General features: G+C 51.3%; 19 protein-coding genes and 1 pseudogene. All 20 read left to right on the top strand.

All coding sequences use genetic code 11. The features are described 5' to 3' along the window. The first annotated feature begins 40 nt into the window (after positions 1–40). The gene (locus CBE72_RS06895; RefSeq protein ID WP_100142904.1) at positions 41–961 is read left to right on the top strand and encodes a chemotaxis protein CheV; all 921 of its coding nucleotides are present in this window, start codon (positions 41–43) and stop codon (positions 959–961) included. A gap of 144 nt (positions 962–1,105) precedes the next feature. Then, positions 1,106–1,939 carry a CheR family methyltransferase gene (locus CBE72_RS06900; RefSeq protein WP_100142905.1) on the top strand — a complete coding sequence of 278 codons (834 nt, stop codon included), beginning with the start codon at positions 1,106–1,108 and terminating at the stop codon, positions 1,937–1,939. Positions 1,940–2,112: 173 nt separating this feature from the next. Continuing rightward, entirely contained in the window at positions 2,113–2,511 is a 399-nt protein-coding gene (flgB, locus tag CBE72_RS06905; RefSeq protein ID WP_100142906.1) for a flagellar basal body rod protein FlgB, read from the top strand. A gap of 2 nt (positions 2,512–2,513) precedes the next feature. Next, complete coding sequence (gene flgC, locus CBE72_RS06910) at positions 2,514–2,930, top strand: flagellar basal body rod protein FlgC (protein ID WP_100142907.1); 417 nt, start codon at positions 2,514–2,516, stop codon at positions 2,928–2,930. 15 nt (positions 2,931–2,945) lie between these two features. Next, positions 2,946–3,629: a flagellar hook assembly protein FlgD gene (gene flgD, locus CBE72_RS06915; RefSeq protein WP_100142908.1), complete on the top strand. Its 684-nt coding sequence runs from the start codon at positions 2,946–2,948 to the stop codon at positions 3,627–3,629. A 54-nt stretch (positions 3,630–3,683) separates the two neighbouring features. After that, the gene (gene flgE, locus CBE72_RS06920; protein ID WP_100142909.1) at positions 3,684–5,045 is read left to right on the top strand and encodes a flagellar hook protein FlgE; all 1,362 of its coding nucleotides are present in this window, start codon (positions 3,684–3,686) and stop codon (positions 5,043–5,045) included. A 166-nt stretch (positions 5,046–5,211) separates the two neighbouring features. Further along, the gene (gene flgF / locus CBE72_RS06925; protein WP_100142910.1) at positions 5,212–5,955 is read left to right on the top strand and encodes a flagellar basal-body rod protein FlgF; all 744 of its coding nucleotides are present in this window, start codon (positions 5,212–5,214) and stop codon (positions 5,953–5,955) included. A gap of 11 nt (positions 5,956–5,966) precedes the next feature. Next, positions 5,967–6,755, top strand: coding sequence for a flagellar basal-body rod protein FlgG (flgG, locus tag CBE72_RS06930; protein ID WP_100142911.1), 789 nt, complete (start codon positions 5,967–5,969; stop codon positions 6,753–6,755). A 12-nt stretch (positions 6,756–6,767) separates the two neighbouring features. Continuing rightward, positions 6,768–7,442, top strand: coding sequence for a flagellar basal body L-ring protein FlgH (gene flgH / locus CBE72_RS06935; RefSeq protein ID WP_100142912.1), 675 nt, complete (start codon positions 6,768–6,770; stop codon positions 7,440–7,442). A 10-nt stretch (positions 7,443–7,452) separates the two neighbouring features. Then, positions 7,453–8,544 (top strand): flagellar basal body P-ring protein FlgI, encoded by a 1,092-nt coding sequence (locus tag CBE72_RS06940; RefSeq protein WP_025011052.1) that lies wholly within the window; start codon positions 7,453–7,455, stop codon positions 8,542–8,544. A 25-nt stretch (positions 8,545–8,569) separates the two neighbouring features. Then, positions 8,570–9,580, top strand: coding sequence for a flagellar assembly peptidoglycan hydrolase FlgJ (gene flgJ / locus CBE72_RS06945; protein ID WP_100142913.1), 1,011 nt, complete (start codon positions 8,570–8,572; stop codon positions 9,578–9,580). Between the two features lie 20 nt (positions 9,581–9,600). Further along, positions 9,601–11,526: a flagellar hook-associated protein FlgK gene (gene flgK, locus CBE72_RS06950; protein WP_100142914.1), complete on the top strand. Its 1,926-nt coding sequence runs from the start codon at positions 9,601–9,603 to the stop codon at positions 11,524–11,526. Between the two features lie 11 nt (positions 11,527–11,537). Beyond that, complete coding sequence (flgL, locus tag CBE72_RS06955; protein ID WP_100142915.1) at positions 11,538–12,743, top strand: flagellar hook-associated protein FlgL; 1,206 nt, start codon at positions 11,538–11,540, stop codon at positions 12,741–12,743. A gap of 95 nt (positions 12,744–12,838) precedes the next feature. Beyond that, entirely contained in the window at positions 12,839–13,660 is an 822-nt protein-coding gene (locus CBE72_RS06960) for a flagellin N-terminal helical domain-containing protein (protein WP_100142916.1), read from the top strand. Positions 13,661–13,876: 216 nt separating this feature from the next. Beyond that, positions 13,877–14,695 carry a flagellin N-terminal helical domain-containing protein gene (locus tag CBE72_RS06965; protein WP_100142917.1) on the top strand — a complete coding sequence of 273 codons (819 nt, stop codon included), beginning with the start codon at positions 13,877–13,879 and terminating at the stop codon, positions 14,693–14,695. Positions 14,696–14,857: 162 nt separating this feature from the next. Then, positions 14,858–15,190, top strand: coding sequence for a flagellar protein FlaG (locus tag CBE72_RS06970; RefSeq protein WP_420876323.1), 333 nt, complete (start codon positions 14,858–14,860; stop codon positions 15,188–15,190). 28 nt (positions 15,191–15,218) lie between these two features. Further along, complete coding sequence (gene fliD / locus CBE72_RS06975) at positions 15,219–16,586, top strand: flagellar filament capping protein FliD (RefSeq protein WP_100142919.1); 1,368 nt, start codon at positions 15,219–15,221, stop codon at positions 16,584–16,586. Between the two features lie 10 nt (positions 16,587–16,596). Next, positions 16,597–16,923 (top strand): hypothetical protein, encoded by a 327-nt coding sequence (locus CBE72_RS06980; RefSeq protein WP_229671911.1) that lies wholly within the window; start codon positions 16,597–16,599, stop codon positions 16,921–16,923. 6 nt (positions 16,924–16,929) lie between these two features. Beyond that, on the top strand, positions 16,930–17,331 hold the full coding sequence (gene fliS / locus CBE72_RS06985) for a flagellar export chaperone FliS (RefSeq protein ID WP_100142920.1): 402 nt from the start codon (positions 16,930–16,932) through the stop codon (positions 17,329–17,331). Positions 17,332–17,616: 285 nt separating this feature from the next. After that, positions 17,617–18,417, top strand: a pseudogene (locus tag CBE72_RS06990) (sigma 54-interacting transcriptional regulator); the annotation flags it as partial. Between the last annotated feature and the right edge of the window lie 79 nt (positions 18,418–18,496).

Raw genomic sequence — 18,496 nt, forward strand, 5'->3', positions numbered from 1 at the left:
CGACAGGTATTTATCAATACAAAGACAACAAGGCAGCCTTATGTCGAGCATTCTTGAATCAGTCAATAAGCGCACTCAACTGGTTGGACAAAACCGCCTCGAACTTCTGTTATTCAAACTCAACGGCAGACAAAGGTTTGGGATAAATGTGTTCAAAGTTAAAGAGGTTCTTCAGTGCCCTCCGTTGACCGCTCTGCCTAAACTGAATTCCTTCGTTAAGGGAGTCGCCCATATTCGTGGTACCACTGTGTCGGTTATCGATCTCAGTGCGGCGACTGGCGGCAGACCCATAGATGATGTCAAGGATTGCTTCATCATTATTTCTGAATATAACCGTAGCGTACAGGGCTTTTTGGTTCGTTCCGTTGAGCGGATCATTAACATGAATTGGGAATCCATCATGCCGCCACCGGAGGGGGCTGGTCGGTACTCTTACTTGACGGCCGTGACCGAAATTGAAGGCGAACTGGTTGAAATTCTCGATGTCGAAAAGATCCTCGATGAAATTTCGCCGGTCAAGACAGATATCAGTCAGGAAATCGACGAATCTCTCACAATCGACAGAGAGCAGAACTATCATATTATGGTGATTGACGATTCCTCTGTGGCCCGCAAACAGATCATTCGGGCGCTGTCATCGTTGAATCTGCAGATAGATACCGCCAAAGATGGTCGGGAAGCCCTGCAAAAGCTGAAAAGCATCGCCGCAGAGATGGACAATGTTGCCGATGAAATTCCGTTGATCATTTCGGATATCGAGATGCCGGAAATGGATGGTTACACTCTGACTGCCGAGATCCGTGATGATCCCAAGTTAAAGAATATCAAGGTGGTACTGCATACCTCTTTGAGCGGGGTGTTCAATCAGGCCATGGTGCAAAAAGTGGGCGCCAACGATTTTATTGCCAAGTTCAACCCCGATGAACTGGCATCGGCAGTTAACAAACATCTGAGTCTCTAGTCGCTGTCAGCTGTGGATTTTTATGACTATAGTGAGTGAGATGTCTTGTGTTGCAAATGGGGCTGGGGTATAACGCTGACCCAGTTTTTAAATGTCGTTGTTGCAAGCCACGGCGACATTTTCACGGATAGTTAGGACACAAAGGTGCCAGATAAATCTCTCGCAGAAACTGAATACAATCAATTCAGGCTGTTTCTCGAACAGCACAGTGGCATTGTATTGGGTGAGAACAAACAGTACTTGGTTCGCAGTCGTTTGGCGCCTTTGATGGGGAAATACGGTTTGCCTTCCCTGTCAGATGTCGTTAAGCAGTCGATGCGACCCACCGAACGCCAGTTACGTGCTGAAGTCGTCGATGCCATGACTACCAACGAGACCCTCTGGTTTCGTGATAGGTATCCTTTTGAACTCTTGGGTAATGTATTGTTGCCGGGCTATACCAAGTTGGGGCGGCCGCTGAAGATATGGTCGGCGGCTTGTTCATCTGGTCAGGAGCCCTATTCACTGGCGATGACAGTGCTTGAGTATCAGCAGCGTAAGCCGGGTGCTTTGCCGGGCGGTGCCATGATCCAGGCTACCGATCTGTCGCCCTCCATGTTGGAGCGCTGTAAAAACGCTGAGTATGACAAGCTGGCGTTGGCCCGCGGTCTGTCTGAAGAGCGCAAACGTCAGTTTTTTGAAGCTCTGCCCAACGGCAATATGCGGGTCAAGGATAATGTCCGCCGTTTGGTGAGCTTTCGGGCGCATAACCTGCTTGAGAGTTACACCTTGCTCGGTAAGTTTGACATTATCTTCTGCCGCAATGTGCTTATCTACTTTGCCCCGGAGGCAAAGGCAAAAATACTGCGGCAATTTGCTGCCGCTCTCAATCCCAAAGGGATACTGTTTTTGGGTGCCAGCGAATCGATTGCCGGTTTGACCGACGAATTTGACATGGTTCGCTGTAACCCTGGTATTTATTACCAAAAGAAAAACTAACCAATAACCTTTTGATTTTACTGGTAAATATGTAAAGGGCGCGTCGAATTAGACGGGCCCTTTTTGTTATTTCCTTTCTTTATGGCGCACAGCTGTGCTGTCTTTCGCTATTACATCCATATTTGGCACAAAGCTTGCTTTATCTTTGTCGAGTCATTAGAGGAGGCGGTTTTATGGCGATCAGTTTCGATAAGGCCCTTGGCATACATCAATACACTCTGGGTATTCGCGCTCAGCGTGCCGAAGTGCTTGCCAGCAATATAGCCAATGCTGACACCCCTCACTATAAGGCTCGGGATGTTGATTTTTCATCGGCGTTGCAGGCGGCAAAGGGGCGGCAACAGGGGGTCAGTATGATGGCCACTTCTGAAAAACATTTCGACCTCAAGGCGTTGACTGCCGAGCATGTACAGTATCGAGTACCGGATCAGCCTGACACGGGTGACGGTAATACGGTCGATATGCAAAAAGAGCAACAGGCCTTTATGCAAAATGCGCTCGAATATCAGATGTCGCTGGGATTTCTCGACGGTAAGTTCGCCGGAATGAAAAAGGCATTGAAAGGAGATTAATCATGAGTTTGTACAATATCTTCAATGTTGCGGGTTCGGGGATGTCGGCGCAGTCGGTGCGCTTGAATACTACCGCCAGTAACATAGCCAACGCAGACTCCGTTTCTTCCAGTATCGATAAGACCTACAAGGCGAGACACCCTATTTTTGAGGCCGAGTTGGCCAAGGCCAATGGCCAACAACAGCAGGGCGCGGCGGTGAAGGTCAAGGGCATAGTGGAGAGCGATAAGCCCTTGTTGAAAGAGTATTCGCCGGATCATCCGATGGCCGATGCCGATGGTTTTATCTACAAACCCAATGTCAATGTGGTGGAAGAGATGGCCGATATGATTTCGGCTTCCCGCTCTTATCAGATGAACGTCCAGGTGGCCGATGCCGCCAAGTCTATGCTGCAGCAGACCCTGAGGTTGGGCAAGTAAAGGGAGACATAGCCCATGAGTGTGAATTCAATTAATCCCTTCCAGGACAATATCAGTGTTCAATCGGGCACTGAGGCCAAGAAGAGTAACAACCAGCAGCTGACCCAAGAGGATTTCTTCTCGCTGCTGAGTAGACAGTTGTCGATGCAGGATCCTTTCAAACCTGTAGACAATGACCAGATGATTGCCCAAATGGCATCGTTTTCTACCGTTGATGGTATCTCCAAGCTCAATGAGGAGATAGTTAACCTCAATACGGTAATGACCTCGAGTCAGGCATTGCAGGCATCAGGCCTTGTGGGGCAGAAAGTGTTGATCCCGGCTGGAACCGGTTATGTTTCAGCGGAAGACCCCACGCTCAAAGGGGTGATCACATCGCCTGAGAAAATTCCGTCGATCAAGGTGACGGTCGAAGATGAGGCCGGACAGGTGATCAAGACCTTTGAGGTGGATGGCAGTGCCGGCGGTAACATAGACGTGGAATGGGATGGCTTGGATAAAGATGGAAATCCGGTGGATGCCGGTATCTATACCATGAAGGCCAGCGGAGTTGTCGATGGTAAGCCTCAGGATCTTATCGTTAGCTCCTATGCCCACGTGACCAGCGTATCGCTCAACTCCGCCAGTGGCGCCGTGTTGAATTTAAGAGGTATTGGCGGGATCAGACTGGCCGATGTGCTGGCTGTTTCCGAAGTTTAATTCTGTATCTGCCCCGGCTGCGCCGGACAGTATCTGAAAATCATGAGGTGAATTATGTCCTTTAACATTGCTCTGAGTGGGATTGCTGCGGCGCAGAAAGATCTCAATACCACAGCCAACAATATTGCCAACGTTAATACGATTGGCTTTAAAGAGTCCCGGGCCGAGTTTGCCGATGTGTACGCCAGCTCGATTTTCTCCAATGGGAGAACCACAGTGGGCGGCGGTGTAACGACCACTCAGGTGGCGCAGCAGTTCCACCAGGGTAACCTAAACTCCACCAACAACGCGTTGGATTTGGCGATCAACGGTGGTGGCTTTTTCGTGACCTCTCCCAATGTGGGCAGTCAGGATTATTCCTTCACCCGCGCGGGGGCCTTCAAGCGTGATGAAAACGGCTTTTTGGTCGATGCGGCCGGTAACTTTCTGCAGAGCTTCCCGGTCGATAAAGACGGCAACTCTACCTCGGTGAGTCTGACCACCACCAAGCCGGTGCAGATCCCGGATACTGCCGGTAGCCCGCAGAAGACCAACAATGTTGGCATCAGCATGAACCTGGACTCTACCCAGGCGACGAAAGACCCCGCGGCGTTTGACCCATCCAAGTCAGACACTTTCAATAACTCCACCGCAGTGACCATTTATGACTCTCTGGGTAACTCCCACACCCTGACCACTTATTTTGTGCGTCCGGAAAATGGCGCCTACACAGGGGAGAGTAACTGGGTGGCTTACTATGCCATCGATGACAAGCCGGTTAATCTGGGCGGCGGCGCTGGCAGCTACCAGACTGATACTGATGGTGACGGTACTCCGGACGCTACGGGTACAGCGCAAACTGCAGGTGGCTGGACCGGTGCTGTACTTAAGTTCAATGATGTGGGGGGCTATATCGGCTCGGATCCTGCGGTGATCACCACAGAGCAGTTGGGTGTTGGCGGTGCCAATGTTCTCGGTCCTGCGGCGGACGGAACTCAGACAATAACCATAGACTTCAACAACCCGACCCAGTTCTCGGAAAAGTTCAACGCCACTGAATTGACGCAGGATGGGGTGACAGTGGGTCGTCTGACCAATGTGGAAGTGGGTACAGACGGTTTGATCTCAGCTAAGTACAGCAATGGCTCCACCGTCCCCTTGGCACGAGTGGCGCTGGCGCGTTTCTCCAACGAACAAGGACTGAGCCAAGTCGGTAACACCTCCTGGAAAGCCAGCCTGGATTCAGGCGCGGCGTTGGCTGGTGAAGCCAATAGTGGCGTATTCGGCAGTATCCGCTCCTCAACGCTGGAGCAGGCTAACGTTGACCTGACCACTGAGCTGGTGGACCTGATTTCGGCTCAGCGTAACTTCCAGGCCAACTCCCGTACCCTGGAAGTGAACAACACATTGCAGCAAACTGTACTGCAGATCCGCTAATCCTTCCTGTGCAAGACATTGCCGTAGCGGCAATGTCTTGCCGCTTTCCCCCGCGATTATTTACAAGTCTCTGAAGTTCTTCTGTTGTCGCTGCACGCGATTGCTCATTTTGTTGGCACGATGTTTGCTTTTACCTGAATAGGTAAAAAGATTGACGGAGCAGCAGGTGGACAAACTTCTCTATGTCGCCATGACTGGCGCCAAACAAAACATGAATGCGCTGGCGGTTAGGGGTAACAACCTGGCCAATGCCAACACAGATGGTTTCAAGTCCGACATGGCTCAGGCCCGTGCGATGCAAGCCTTCGGTGAGGGCTTGCCGACCCGGGTGTTCGCCATGACAGAGTCGCCCTCGGCCAACTTTCAGTCCGGCCCTATCAAATCGACCGGGCGGGATCTGGACATCGCCATCAAAGATCAAGGTTGGATTGCCGTGCAGGCTGCCGATGGCAGCGAGGCCTATACCCGCTCCGGCAGTTTGAGTTTTGACACCACAGGTTTGCTGCGTAACGACAGGGGTAACCCTGTGATGGGCGACAACGGTCCGATAGTGCTGCCGCTGCCGATAGACAAAATCGAGATTGCTGCCGATGGCACTATCTCCATTCGTCCCCAGGGCGCAACAGCCGAGGTGATTGAAGAGGTCGGCCGTATCAAGTTGGTTAACCCGGGTAATCAGAACCTGATGCGCGGTGAAGATGGTTTGTTCCGCACCCTGGACGGCATCCCGGCCGCCGCCGATCCCTTTGTGAATGTGGAAAGCGGTGCGGTGGAAGGCAGCAACGTTAATCCCGTGGACGAAATGGTCAATCTTATCGAGTTGCAGCGCCAGTTTGAGCTGCAGGTAAAAATGATGAAAACCGCTGAAGAGAACGACAAGTCGTCCGCTTCACTGATGCGCATTAGCTAGGAGTAATTGATATGCATCCCGCGTTATGGATAAGTAAGACTGGGTTAGATGCCCAGCAAACAGACATCTCGGTGATTTCAAATAACGTCGCTAATGCCAGCACCATAGGCTACAAAAAGGGCCGGGCGGTATTTGAAGACTTGCTGTACCAGACGGTCAACCAGGCTGGTGGTATCAGCGCCTCCAACACCAAGTTGCCCAACGGTCTTAACCTGGGCGCAGGTACCAAGGTGGTCGCCACCCAGAAAATTTTCTCCCAGGGTAACCTGCAAACCACAGATAACTCACTGGACATGATGATTGAAGGCCCCGGGTTCTTTGAAATCCAGCTGCCGGACGGCACCACGGCCTACACTCGTAACGGCCAGTTTTCCCTGGATGATACCGGACAGATAGTGACTTCCGGCGCCGGCTATGTGTTGCAACCTGCGATTACCATTCCGGACGATGCCACCAGTATTACCGTTTCCGCCGAAGGCGAAGTATCGGTTAAAACCCCTGGCGCCGCCGAAAACCAGGTGGTGGGCCAGCTGACCATCTCTGATTTCATCAATCCGTCCGGCCTAGATCCCATAGGGCAAAACCTCTATCTGGAGACGGGTGCCAGTGGTACTCCAATTCAGGGCACGGCTTCACTCGACGGTTTGGGTTCTATTCGTCAGGGCTCGCTGGAAACCTCCAACGTTAACGTGACCGAAGAGCTGGTTAACCTGATTGAGAGTCAGCGGATCTATGAAATGAACTCCAAGGTCATTTCGGCGGTGGACCAGATGCTGGCTTATGTGAACCAGAATCTGTAGTGAGGTGATGTGATGAAACCCTTGTTCCTTATCATTCCGGCTCTGTTTCTGGGGGCTTGCACGGCTACTCAGAACAAACCCATAGCCGATGATCCCTATTATGCGCCTGTGTATCCAGAAGCGCCGCCGACCCGGATAGCGCCGACCGGCTCTATCTATCAGGACAGCCAGGCGTCTTCACTTTACTCAGATCTGCGGGCGCACAGGGTAGGGGACATCATCACTGTGGTGCTGGTGGAGTCGACTCAGGCGAAAAAAAGCGTCGGTAACAAGATCAAGAAAGGCTCGGACATGTCGGTGAACCCGCTCTATATGGGGGGCGGCAATGTCACCATCAAGGGCAATCCGCTGGATTTCCGCTATGGCGACAGTATGGATACCAATCGTGAGGCCGATGCCGATCAGAGCAACAGTCTTTCCGGACAGATCTCGGCCAACGTGATGCAGGTGCTGGGCAATGGCAATCTGGTTATTCGCGGTGAAAAGTGGATCACCATCAATAATGGCGACGAGTTTATCCGGGTAACCGGCATTATTCGGCCGCAGGATATTACTCCCGAGAACACCATAGATTCGCCCAAAGTCGCCAATGCCCGGATTCAATACAGCGGTACTGGCACCTTCGCCGATTCGCAAAAGGTGGGCTGGCTGAGCCAGTTCTTCCTCTCTGACTGGTGGCCTTTCTGAGGATAAGCTCATGAAAATCAAATTAATCATGGCACTTGCCTGTTTACTGGTTTCCCTACCGGGACAGGCCGAGCGCATCAAGGATATTGCCGATATCCAAGGGGTCAGGGATAACCAGTTGATAGGTTACGGCCTGGTGGTAGGTTTACCGGGCACCGGAGAGAAGACCCGTTACACGGAGCAGACCTTCAAGACCATGTTGAAGAATTTTGGCATTAATCTGCCGGATAACTTCAGGCCCAAGATCAAGAATATTGCCGTGGTGGCCGTGCATGCCGATATGCCGCCCTTTATCAAACCGGGACAAACCCTGGATGTGACGGTATCGAGCCTGGGTGAGGCCAAGAGCCTGCGCGGCGGTACTCTGCTGCAGACCTTCCTCAAAGGGGTGGACGGCAATGTCTACGCCATCGCCCAGGGGAGTCTGGTGGTCAGTGGCTTCAGCGCCGAGGGGCTGGATGGCTCCAAGGTGATCCAGAACACGCCAACCGTGGGTCGCATTCCCAACGGCGGCATCGTCGAGCGTGAAGTGGCCAGCCCCTTCGGTAATGGCGATCACCTGACTTTTAACCTGCACAGAGCCGATTTCTCCACCGCCAAGCGTACCGCCGATGCCATTAACGGCTTACTCGGCCCGGGTATGGCGCGGGCGCTCGATGCTTCTTCAATTCAGGTCAGTGCCCCCAGAGATGTGTCGCAGCGGGTATCTTTCCTGGCCACTCTGGAAAATATCCAAGTTGAGCCTGCCGATGAATCGGCCAAGGTGATAGTCAACTCCCGCACCGGCACCATAGTGGTCGGCAAGGACGTCAAATTATTGCCGGCGGCTGTGACTCACGGTGGTCTTACCGTCACCATCGCCGAAGCGACTCAGGTTTCTCAACCCAACGCCCTGGCCGGTGGCCAGACTGCGGTCACCAGCAACAGCACCATAGATGTGGCTCAGGACAACCGGCGGATGTTTATGTTCAACCCGGGAACCTCGCTCGATGAACTGGTGCGGGCAGTGAATATGGTCGGTGCCGCACCTTCAGATGTATTGGCAATCCTCGAAGCCTTAAAGATGGCAGGAGCTTTGCATGGTGAACTCATCATCATCTGATTAATGGCACACTGGTTTATCGACTATGAACAAAATGGCTGATGCTTCGCAATTTCTGGATCTCGGTGGGCTGGACAAGCTCAGAGCCCAGGCGCAGCAGGATCAAAAGGCGGCGCTTAAAGAGGTGGCGCAGCAGTTTGAAGGCATCTTTGTACAGATGTTGATGAAAAGCATGCGTGATGCCAATGCGATATTTGAATCCGATAGCCCGATGAATAGCCAGTACACCAAGTTCTACGAACAGATGCACGATCAGCAGATGTCGGTGGAGCTGTCCTCAAAAGGCATGCTGGGGCTATCAGACCTTATGGTGCAGCAGTTGTCACCAGAGACCTCTGGTATTACCCCGGCTTCTGTGCTTCGCGGTGATGTTGACAATCGCAGTGTCGCGGCCTTGAGCGGCAGCCAGACAGATAAGAAAGCCAGCGTTGAAGCCGCCGCGGTTAAGGCCTCTGCGCTGCCGAGCAGTGACAGCCTGCAACAGGTATTGAGCGGCAAAGTATTGCCGTCATGGCGGCAGGCGCGGCCTGCCATCGGCAGCCAGGAAGAATTCGTCAAACAACTCTATCCTCATGCCAAGGCCGCTGCCGAAGCCTTAGGCACCCAACCCGAAGTGCTGCTGGCGCAATCGGCTCTGGAAACCGGCTGGGGTCAAAAAATGGTCCGTGGTCATAAAGGTGAGTCCAGTAATAACCTGTTCAACATCAAGGCCGACAGACGTTGGCAGGGTGAGAAAGCCGCGGTGTCGACCCTGGAATATGAGCAGGGCACCGCTGTGCGGCAAAAGGCCGACTTTCGGGTGTACGACAGTTTTGAGCAGAGCTTTAACGACTTTGTCAGCTTTATATCCGACAACGATCGTTACAGCCAGGCGCGCAAGATGGCCGCCAATCCCGGCGAATTTATCAAGGCATTGGCTGAGGCTGGATACGCCACGGATCCTCAATATGCCAACAAGGTGATGAAAGTGCTGGATACCATCAAGACCGATTTTGGTCAGTTGTTGCAGGAGTTCGGCTCAACGCCGGGCCAGTAAAGGTGCAGGAGCGATAACCCATGTCTATGGATCTGTTCAGTATAGCCCGCAGCGGGATCCTGGCCGCCCAGTCGCAGTTAGGGGTGACCAGTAACAATATTACCAACGTCAATACCGAGGGTTATCACCGTCAGGTGGCTATTCAGGGCACTTCCACCTCTATGCGCCTTGGTAACAACTTCTACGGCACGGGCACCTATGTGCAAGATGTAAAGCGGATCTATAACGATTATGCCGCTAGAGAACTGCGTATCGGACAGACTGGACTCAGTGCCGCCGAGATCAGCTACACCAAACTCAGCGAATTGGATCAGCTGTTTTCCCAGATAGGTAAAGCTGTGCCAGCCTCACTGAATGATTTTTTCTCCGGTCTCAACAGCCTGGCGGACTTGCCATCGGATCTGGGGATCCGCGGCTCTGTGCTCAATTCGGCTTCGCAACTGGCGCAGAATCTCAACCAGATGCAGAGTCACCTCAGTGGCCAAGTGCAGCAAACCAATGATCAGATTGAAAGCATCACCACTCGGATCAATGAGATCAGTAAAGAGATGGCGCAGATCAATCTGGAATTGATGAAAACCCCGGGCAACGATTCGCAGCTGTTGGATAAGCAAGATGCTCTGATCCAGGAGTTGAGTCAGTACGCCGAAGTGAATGTGATCCCATTGGATAATGGCGCCCGCTCCATCATGTTGGGCAGCTCCTTTATGCTGGTGTCCGGCGAAGTCGCCATGACCATGGGAGTGACCAAAGGCGATCCTTTCCCCAATGAGCCCGAGCTGACCTATAGCCTTGGGGGCAGTGAATTGAAGGCCGATCCCGCCAAGCTAGGTGGTCAATTGGGTGCCCTGTTTGAATTTCGTGATAACACCCTGATGCCCGCCAGCCACGAGTTGGGGCAGTTGGCGTTGGGGATTGCCGATGCCTTTAACGAGATGCAGTCCCAGGGTTTTGATCTCAATGGCGAGCTGGGAAAACCCATTTTTACCGATATCAATGACCCTGTGATTGCTGCAGGCCGTGTCGGCGCCTATTCGGGTAATCCGGGCTCGGCGTCTTTGAGTGTGAATATTGATGATGTCGGTGCCCTATCCGGCAGCAGTTATGAGTTGAATTATACCAGTGCCGGTACTTATGAACTTAAGGACATGAAGACGGGTGCTGTGACCAACTTGACGCTCAACGGCGATACCCTGGAAGGTGCCAACGGTTTCAGTATCAAAATTGATGCCGGTGCGATGGCCGCCGGTGACAGGTTTGAAATACGGCCAACCGCCAATGCGGCGGCCAACATAGGTGTGGTGATGTCAGATCCCAAAGGCATTGCTGCCGCGGCGCCGAAAATCACTGCCGGCACAGGCAATTCGGGGAGCACTTCGGTGAAGCTGGTCAGCATAGATGACAGAAGCGCGGCCAACTTCCCTGTGACCGACAGCGAACTGACATTCACTCTGGATACCAGTGTTACTCCGCCCACCTATGAAGTCTTTGATGTCAATGGCGCCTCTTTGGCAACCGGAACCGCGGCCGGCACTCCACCGCAGATCAGTGCCTTTGGCTTTACCTTCGAAGTTGATGGCAGCAGTGGCGGCAGTGAGAGTTTCACTTTTGATCTCAGCTTTGCGCCGGGTGACAACAGCAATGCCGTGGCCATGGCCAAGCTCAGTGACAGCAAGATAATGAATAACGGTAAGTCGACTCTGGGTGATGTGTTTGAAAAGACTAAGCTGGATATCGGCAGCCAAACCAAATCCGCCCAGGTCAGAGCCGGGTCGGCGGAGGCCATTTACAATCAGGCTTACGCCAGAGTGCAATCGGAATCCGGGGTTAACTTGGATGAAGAGGCGGCCAATTTGATGCAGTTCCAGCAAGCCTATCAAGCATCGGCACGGATCATGACCACGGCCAATACCCTGTTTGACACCCTGTTCAGTTCGGTTCGATAGGAGTTTGAGTGATGCGTATTTCAACTTCACAGATGTACCAGCAGAACTTAAACAGCATTCTGCAGAAGCAAACGGATACCAGTAAGATCATTGATCAACTCAATAGCGGCAAGAAGGTCAACACTGCCGGTGATGATCCGGTTGCGGCTATCGGTATAGACAATCTCTATCAACAAAATGCGTTGGTGCAGCAGTATCTCAAGAATGTGGATTACAGCAAGAATCATCTGTCGATGGCCGAAAGCAAGCTCGGCAGCGCCGAAACCTTGGTGTCCAGTATTCGGGAGCAGATGTTGCGTGCAGTAAATGGCACCCTGGCACCCTCAGAGCGGCAAATGATTGCCGATGAATTGCGCGGCAGTTTGGATGAACTCTTGAGTATTGCCAATACCCAGGATGAGTCGGGCAACTATCTGTTCTCCGGATTCAGCACAGACAATCAACCCTTTGCCTTCGATGCCAGCGGCAACATGATCTACAGCGGTGACAGCGGCGTTCGTGATGCCTTGGTGGCTCAAGGGGTTGCCATGGGCACCAATATTCCCGGGGATTCGGCCTTTATGAAGGTGCCTAATGGCATGGGTGATTATGGCGTCAATTATTTGACCTCCCAGACCGGGGATTTCAGGGTACTGAGTGCCAAGATAGATAATGCTGCGGCTCACGTGGCTGACACTTACACCTTCAACTTTACCGACAACGGTGCCGGTGGGGTTGATTTGGAAGTGTTGGATTCGGGAGGCACGGCGGTTGCGAATGTGGCCAACTTCGATGCCAGTAATCCCGTGAGCTTCAACGGTATAGAGGTAAAGCTGGACGGTACGCCGGCTGGCGGGGATTCCTTCACCATGGAACCCAAAGCCAATACGCCTATTTTCGATACCATTCATCAGGCCATAGGTCTGTTGGAAGATCCCGACCGGGTGAATACTCCGGAAGGTAAAGCTGAGTTGGCACAGTTATTGAATAACGTTGATAGCGGCTTGAATCAGCTCAGTGTGGCCAGAGGGGTGGCCGGGAATAATCTCAAAAGCCTCGAAAGCTACAGCTCCAATCACACAGAGGAGGAGCTGGTAAACAAGTCGGCACTGTCACTGCTGGAAGATCTCGATTACGCCGCGGCGATTACCGAGTTTCAAAAACAACAGTTGGCATTGAACGCCGTTTCAAATGTGTTCAGCAGAGTGGGTTCTGTTTCCCTGTTTGACTTTATTTAACAGAAAGCAAAGACCTACCCGTCTGTCAGATAAATAGTTAACAAATTTAGCCAAGCTCCGAGTCTTGGCGGTAAAACTAGGAAGAGGAACTCAACATGGCTATTACCGTTAATACCAACGTGACCTCGATGAAGGCACAAAAGAATTTGAATATCTCCACTGGTAACCTGGCGACCTCAATGGAACGCCTGTCCAGTGGTTTAAGGATTAACAGTGCCAAGGATGACGCCGCCGGTCTTGCGATCTCCAACCGTTTGAACTCTCAGGTTCGCGGTTTGGATGTAGGCATGCGAAATGCCAATGATGCTATCTCCATCGCTCAGATTGCCGAAGGTGCGATGCAAGAGCAGACCAACATGCTGCAACGTATGCGTGATCTGGCCATCCAGTCTGAAAACGGTGCCAACAGCACCGCCGATCTGCAGGCGCTGAAAGATGAAATGGATCAGCTGCGTGATGAGATCACTGCAATTGGTAACAGTACTGCCTTTGGTAATACCAAGCTGATGACTGGCGAATTCTCCGGTGGCAAGCTGTTTCAGGTAGGTCACCAAGATGGTGAAGACGTGACAGTGACAGTAAAGACCAACAATGCGGCTTCTCTGTCTGTCAATGCGCTGACTGTACTGACCTCTGCCGGTCGTGACTCTGCCATTGGTAAGATTGATACGGCTATCAAGAACATAGATACCCAGCGCGCCGAATTGGGTGCGATCCAAAACCGTCTGGCTCACAATATCAGCAACAGTGCCAACACTCAGGCCAACGTGGCTGATGCCAAGAGCCGTATTGTGGATGTGGACTTTGCCAAAGAGACGGCGGCCATGACCAAGAGTCAGGTACTGCAACAGACAGGTTCTGCCATGTTGGCTCAGGCAAATCAATTGCCTCAGGTTGCCCTTTCTCTATTGGGCTAATGATGTGTTTGCCGGTAATGTCGTCAGCAGTTTCACACTGTTGGCGATATTATTTTTTCCAAATAATCATTTAGTTAGAAAGAATTGATGATTTTTTGAAAAAAATGGCTAAAGATAAAAAAAGGGGTGCCGTTAAAGTTACTGTAACCAGTAAGACCCGCCTGGCTCAAACGAAGACAGGCTAGTTTTCCCAAGCCAGGTAAAGAGGAAATCATTATGGCTATTACAGTAAACACTAACGTAACATCACTGAAAGCTCAGAAAAACCTGAACATCTCCAACAGTGGCTTGGCCACTTCAATGGAGCGTCTGTCAAGTGGTCTGCGTATCAACGGTGCTAAAGATGATGCTGCAGGTCTGGCGATTTCTAACCGTCTGAATAGCCAGGTGAAAGGTCTTGAAGTCGGTATGCGTAACGCCAACGATGCTATCTCTATCGCCCAGATCTCTGAAGGTGCGATGCAGGAGCAGACCAACATGCTGCAACGTATGCGTGATTTGGCCATCCAGTCTGAAAACGGCTCTAACAGCTCTGCTGACTTGACTGCCATCAAAGACGAGATGGATGCGCTGGCAACTGAAATCACTGCTATCGGTAACACCACTGCTTTTGGTAACACCAAGCTGATGGCTGGTGGATTTTCTGGCGGTAAGAAGTTCCAGGTAGGTCACCAGGATGGCGAAGATGTGACCATCAAGGTTAAGACTACCAACGCTGCGACACTTTCTGTTAATACGTTGAATGTCACCACCTCTGCTGGCCGTAATTCAGCTATCGGTAAGATCGATGCTGCTATCAAGAACATCGACTCACAACGCGCCGAGTTGGGTGCCATTCAGAACCGTCTGGCTCACAACATCAGCAACAGTGCCAACACTCAGGCCAACGTAGCTGACGCCAAGAGCCGTATCGTGGACGTGGATTTCGCCAAAGAAACCTCTGCCATGACCAAGAGCCAAGTACTGCAGCAGACAGGTTCTGCCATGCTGGCCCAAGCTAACCAGCTGCCACAGATTGCATTGTCACTGCTGTAATCTTTCAGGTTAGCTATCGCGTCAGTTAAAGGGAGGTTCGGCAACGGATCTCCCTTTGCTGCATTCATGGAAGGAAGGCATTGCAGACAGATGGGTCAACTGAGTGGAGAATAAGCGATGGAAGTCACTAATTTATCCAATGCTGTCCCCGTGAGGACAGAAGTGAAACCGGGACAGTTGAAAGAGGCTGCTCCCCAAAATGCAGACATTGAGGCGACAGCCTTGCTCAAGCCGGTAGATGAGGCCGAGCAGAACACGCAAACGCAGCAAGATCCCGAGCAACTGAATCAGGTGGCGGAAGAACTCTCCAATACCATGTCTATGATGCGTAAGGGGTTGGCATTTAAAGTGGATGAGACATCCGGCACGCACGTGGTCAGCGTGATGGATGTAGACTCGGGAGATGTGATAAGGCAAATCCCCAGCGAGGAAGCTTTGGAGCTGGCTGCTAAACTGTCAGAAGTAGCAGGATTGCTGATGAAGACTGAAGCCTGAACAGGCTTAACGTGAGATAGAGGTTGATATGGCATTAACAGCAACAGGTATGGGGTCGGGGCTCAATATTACCGAGATCGTCAAGGTTTTGGTCGATGCCGAGAAAGTACCCAAAGAAGCGATTTTCAATAAGACTGAAGATACGATAGATGCCAAGGTTTCTGCCATCGGCACTCTCAAGAGTCAGCTGTCAAAGTTCCAGGATGCGTTGAAAAAGCTTCAGGACGGAGGCGCTCTGAACCAGCGCACAGTGACTCAGAGTAGTGAAGACTTCTTTTCTGCCACGGCAAACAAAAATGCATTGCCAGGCTCTTATAACATCAAGATTGAAGCCTTGGCGCAGCAGCATAAGGTTGCCGGCGCCGCCACCGCCGATGCCAGTGCTGCGGTCGGTGAAGGAAGCCTGCAGTTTGCTGTTAATGGCGAAAATTTCAGCGTTGATATTGAAGCGACGGACTCGCTTGAAGATATTGCCAAAAAGGTGAATGCCAATGCCGACAATGTTGGGGTAACTGCCACAGTTATTACCAGTGATGCCGGTAGTCGTTTGGTATTTAGCTCTGACAAGGAAGGGACGGATAACCAGATAAGCGTAACCGCAACCGATACTTCGGGGACCGGGCTTTCTGATATGTTTGGTGCCGGTAATCTTGAAGAGATCCAAGCGGCCAGCAATGCAGTGCTTTATATCGATGGTCAGAAGTTGACTTCTCAATCCAATGAGGTCAAGGATGCGATTCCAGGTGTCACACTCAACCTGTCTGATGCGGATGTCAATAAAACCACTAAGTTGACCATAGCTCAGGATACTGATGCGGTTAAAGAGAATGTGAAGGGCTTTGTTGATGCCTACAACAGTCTGATCTCATCAATTGAAAAGCTGTCGGCTTACGACACGGATAAGAAAGAGGCCGCTGCGCTGCAGGGCGACTCCATGATCCGCTCGCTTGAGTCTCAATTGCGTTCAGGGATCAGTGACAGGGTGGCAACGGCCGATGGCTCCATCGCACTCTATGATATTGGCATTAAAACCGACAGGTATGGCAAACTTTCGATTGATGATGCCAAGCTTGATCAAGCTATCAAGACCAATATGGATGGTGTTGAAGCGCTGTTTTCTACCAAGGACACAGGTATCGCCAATTCCATGAGTCAACTGGCCAATACTTACGTCAAAGCCGGTGGTGTAATAGATACCCGCAACCAGGCCTATACCGGCGATAAGCAACGTTTGGAAGATCAGCGTGAAGCATTTGCCCTAAAAATGGAGTTGCTCGAGGCTCGATTGACCAAACAGTTCAATGCTATGGATTTGGTTGTCGGAAAACTGTCTAATCAGGGGCAGAATATTGTCGGCGCGTTGAATTCCTTGCCTGGCGTCGTTAAGCAGGGATAAGTGTAGATAGATGATGCAGAAAACCGAAGAGCTGGAACAGATCAACGAATTGTTACGCAGGGCGCTGGATTGCTTGCTGACAATTCCTGCCGAAGATGAAAGAACAGACGAGTTGGTCTCTAATTTGCAAGAGCTGGTAGACAGGCGTCAAACTTTGCTCCAGACCCTGATTGCACAGGTGCAGGATCCCGATGTGCTCAAAGAGCAACTGGAACTCACCGCCGTTTTTGAGCAGAATGCCAAAACGATACGCCAACAAAGGCAAGATCTGCTGGCGCTCAGGAGCCAAAACAAACGCCAAGTCAATGTTTACAAGACTATAGATGCAAATAGGTAGGTATTTATGAGAGGGTCGCTGAAATCATATCGCAAGGTGTCATTGGAGAGTGAAATCTCAGTTGCATCCCCGCACAGGATCATTCAGCTGATGTTCAACGGTGCTTTGGAACGCATTGCTCAGAGCCGTTATGCTATTGAGCAGGGCGACCAAGCGGCGAAAGGGGTTTATATTAGTAAAGCCGTGGGCATTATTACTGGCCTTAGCAGTAGCTTAAATATGGATGCTGGTGGCGAAATTGCCAAAAACCTCAATAGCTTGTATGACTTTATGCTGAGAAGAATATCCGAGGCCAACCTGAATAATGATGTACAGGCTTTGGATGATGTCGCTGTGATATTACGTGACATTAAGGAGGCTTGGGATGCTATCCCGGCCGATAAACATCATATTTCCGCTCACGATTAGAGTTGCTGAGTTATTAGTCACTCAGGGAAAAGGCGCTTAAGGCGCCTTTTTGACTTTCGCCATTTAATTGACGATATTGGCGGTTGCGTGTTGAATTTGTACTAAAATCAAGAGGGGATAGGCATAAAAACCATCCTAGGCTTGCTTATATCGTGCCGATAATACAATATTCAGCATTGCTACAAATTTAGTTGAGTATGTGAAGAAAGCATTGCCACTTTCCTGAGCAACTAACACTAATAATTAATGCGAATCCATAATTGCCAAAGCTTAACGGCCCACTGAATGATGCATACAGATCAACGAATTTTACTTGTCGGAACCCCCTCAGAGCGCACCAGTCGCTTATCCTGTGTTTTAGAGTTTATTGGTGAGCAAGTTGACGTTGTGGCCCATGAGGCTATTGAGGCACAATCTCCGGAAACTCGATGCAGGGCCATGGTTCTGCTCTCTGACGGTGTAGAGGATGAGACTCTTCAGTCTCTGATGCTCAAATTACCATGGCAGCCTATGTTGTTGCTGGGGCAGAGTAGCGCAAATTCCTCTAACTTACTGGGTAAGATTGAAGAGCCTTTCAATTACGCCCAGTTGACTGAACTGCTGCATTTTTGCCAGGTTTTTGGTCAGGTCAAGCGGCCACAGGTACCTACCAGTGCCAACCAGACCAAGCTGTTCCGCAGCCTGGTCGGCCGTAGCGACGGTATTGCCAATGTCCGCCATCTTATCAATCAAGTCGCCGGTTCGGATGCCTCTGTGTTGGTGCTCGGTCCTTCGGGGACCGGCAAGGAAGTGGTCGCCCGCAATATCCATTATCTTTCCGAACGTCGTGATGGGCCTTTCATTCCGGTTAACTGTGGTGCGATTCCGCCTGAGCTGTTGGAAAGTGAACTGTTTGGCCATGAGAAAGGTTCCTTTACCGGCGCAATCAGCTCCCGTAAAGGGCGTTTTGAGCTGGCCGAAGGTGGCACCCTGTTCCTCGATGAGATAGGGGACATGCCACTGCAGATGCAGGTCAAGTTGCTGCGGGTTCTACAGGAAAGAGTGTTTGAACGTGTGGGTGGTAACAAGGCGATTAACGCCGATGTCTAGGGAATCCCCAGATAATTCCCTTTTTATTCAATTTAGTAGACACGCATGGTGTTGATTGATCTAATTGATTTCGCCA

Source organism: Shewanella carassii, assembly GCF_002777975.1.
Taxonomy (GTDB): domain Bacteria; phylum Pseudomonadota; class Gammaproteobacteria; order Enterobacterales; family Shewanellaceae; genus Shewanella; species Shewanella carassii.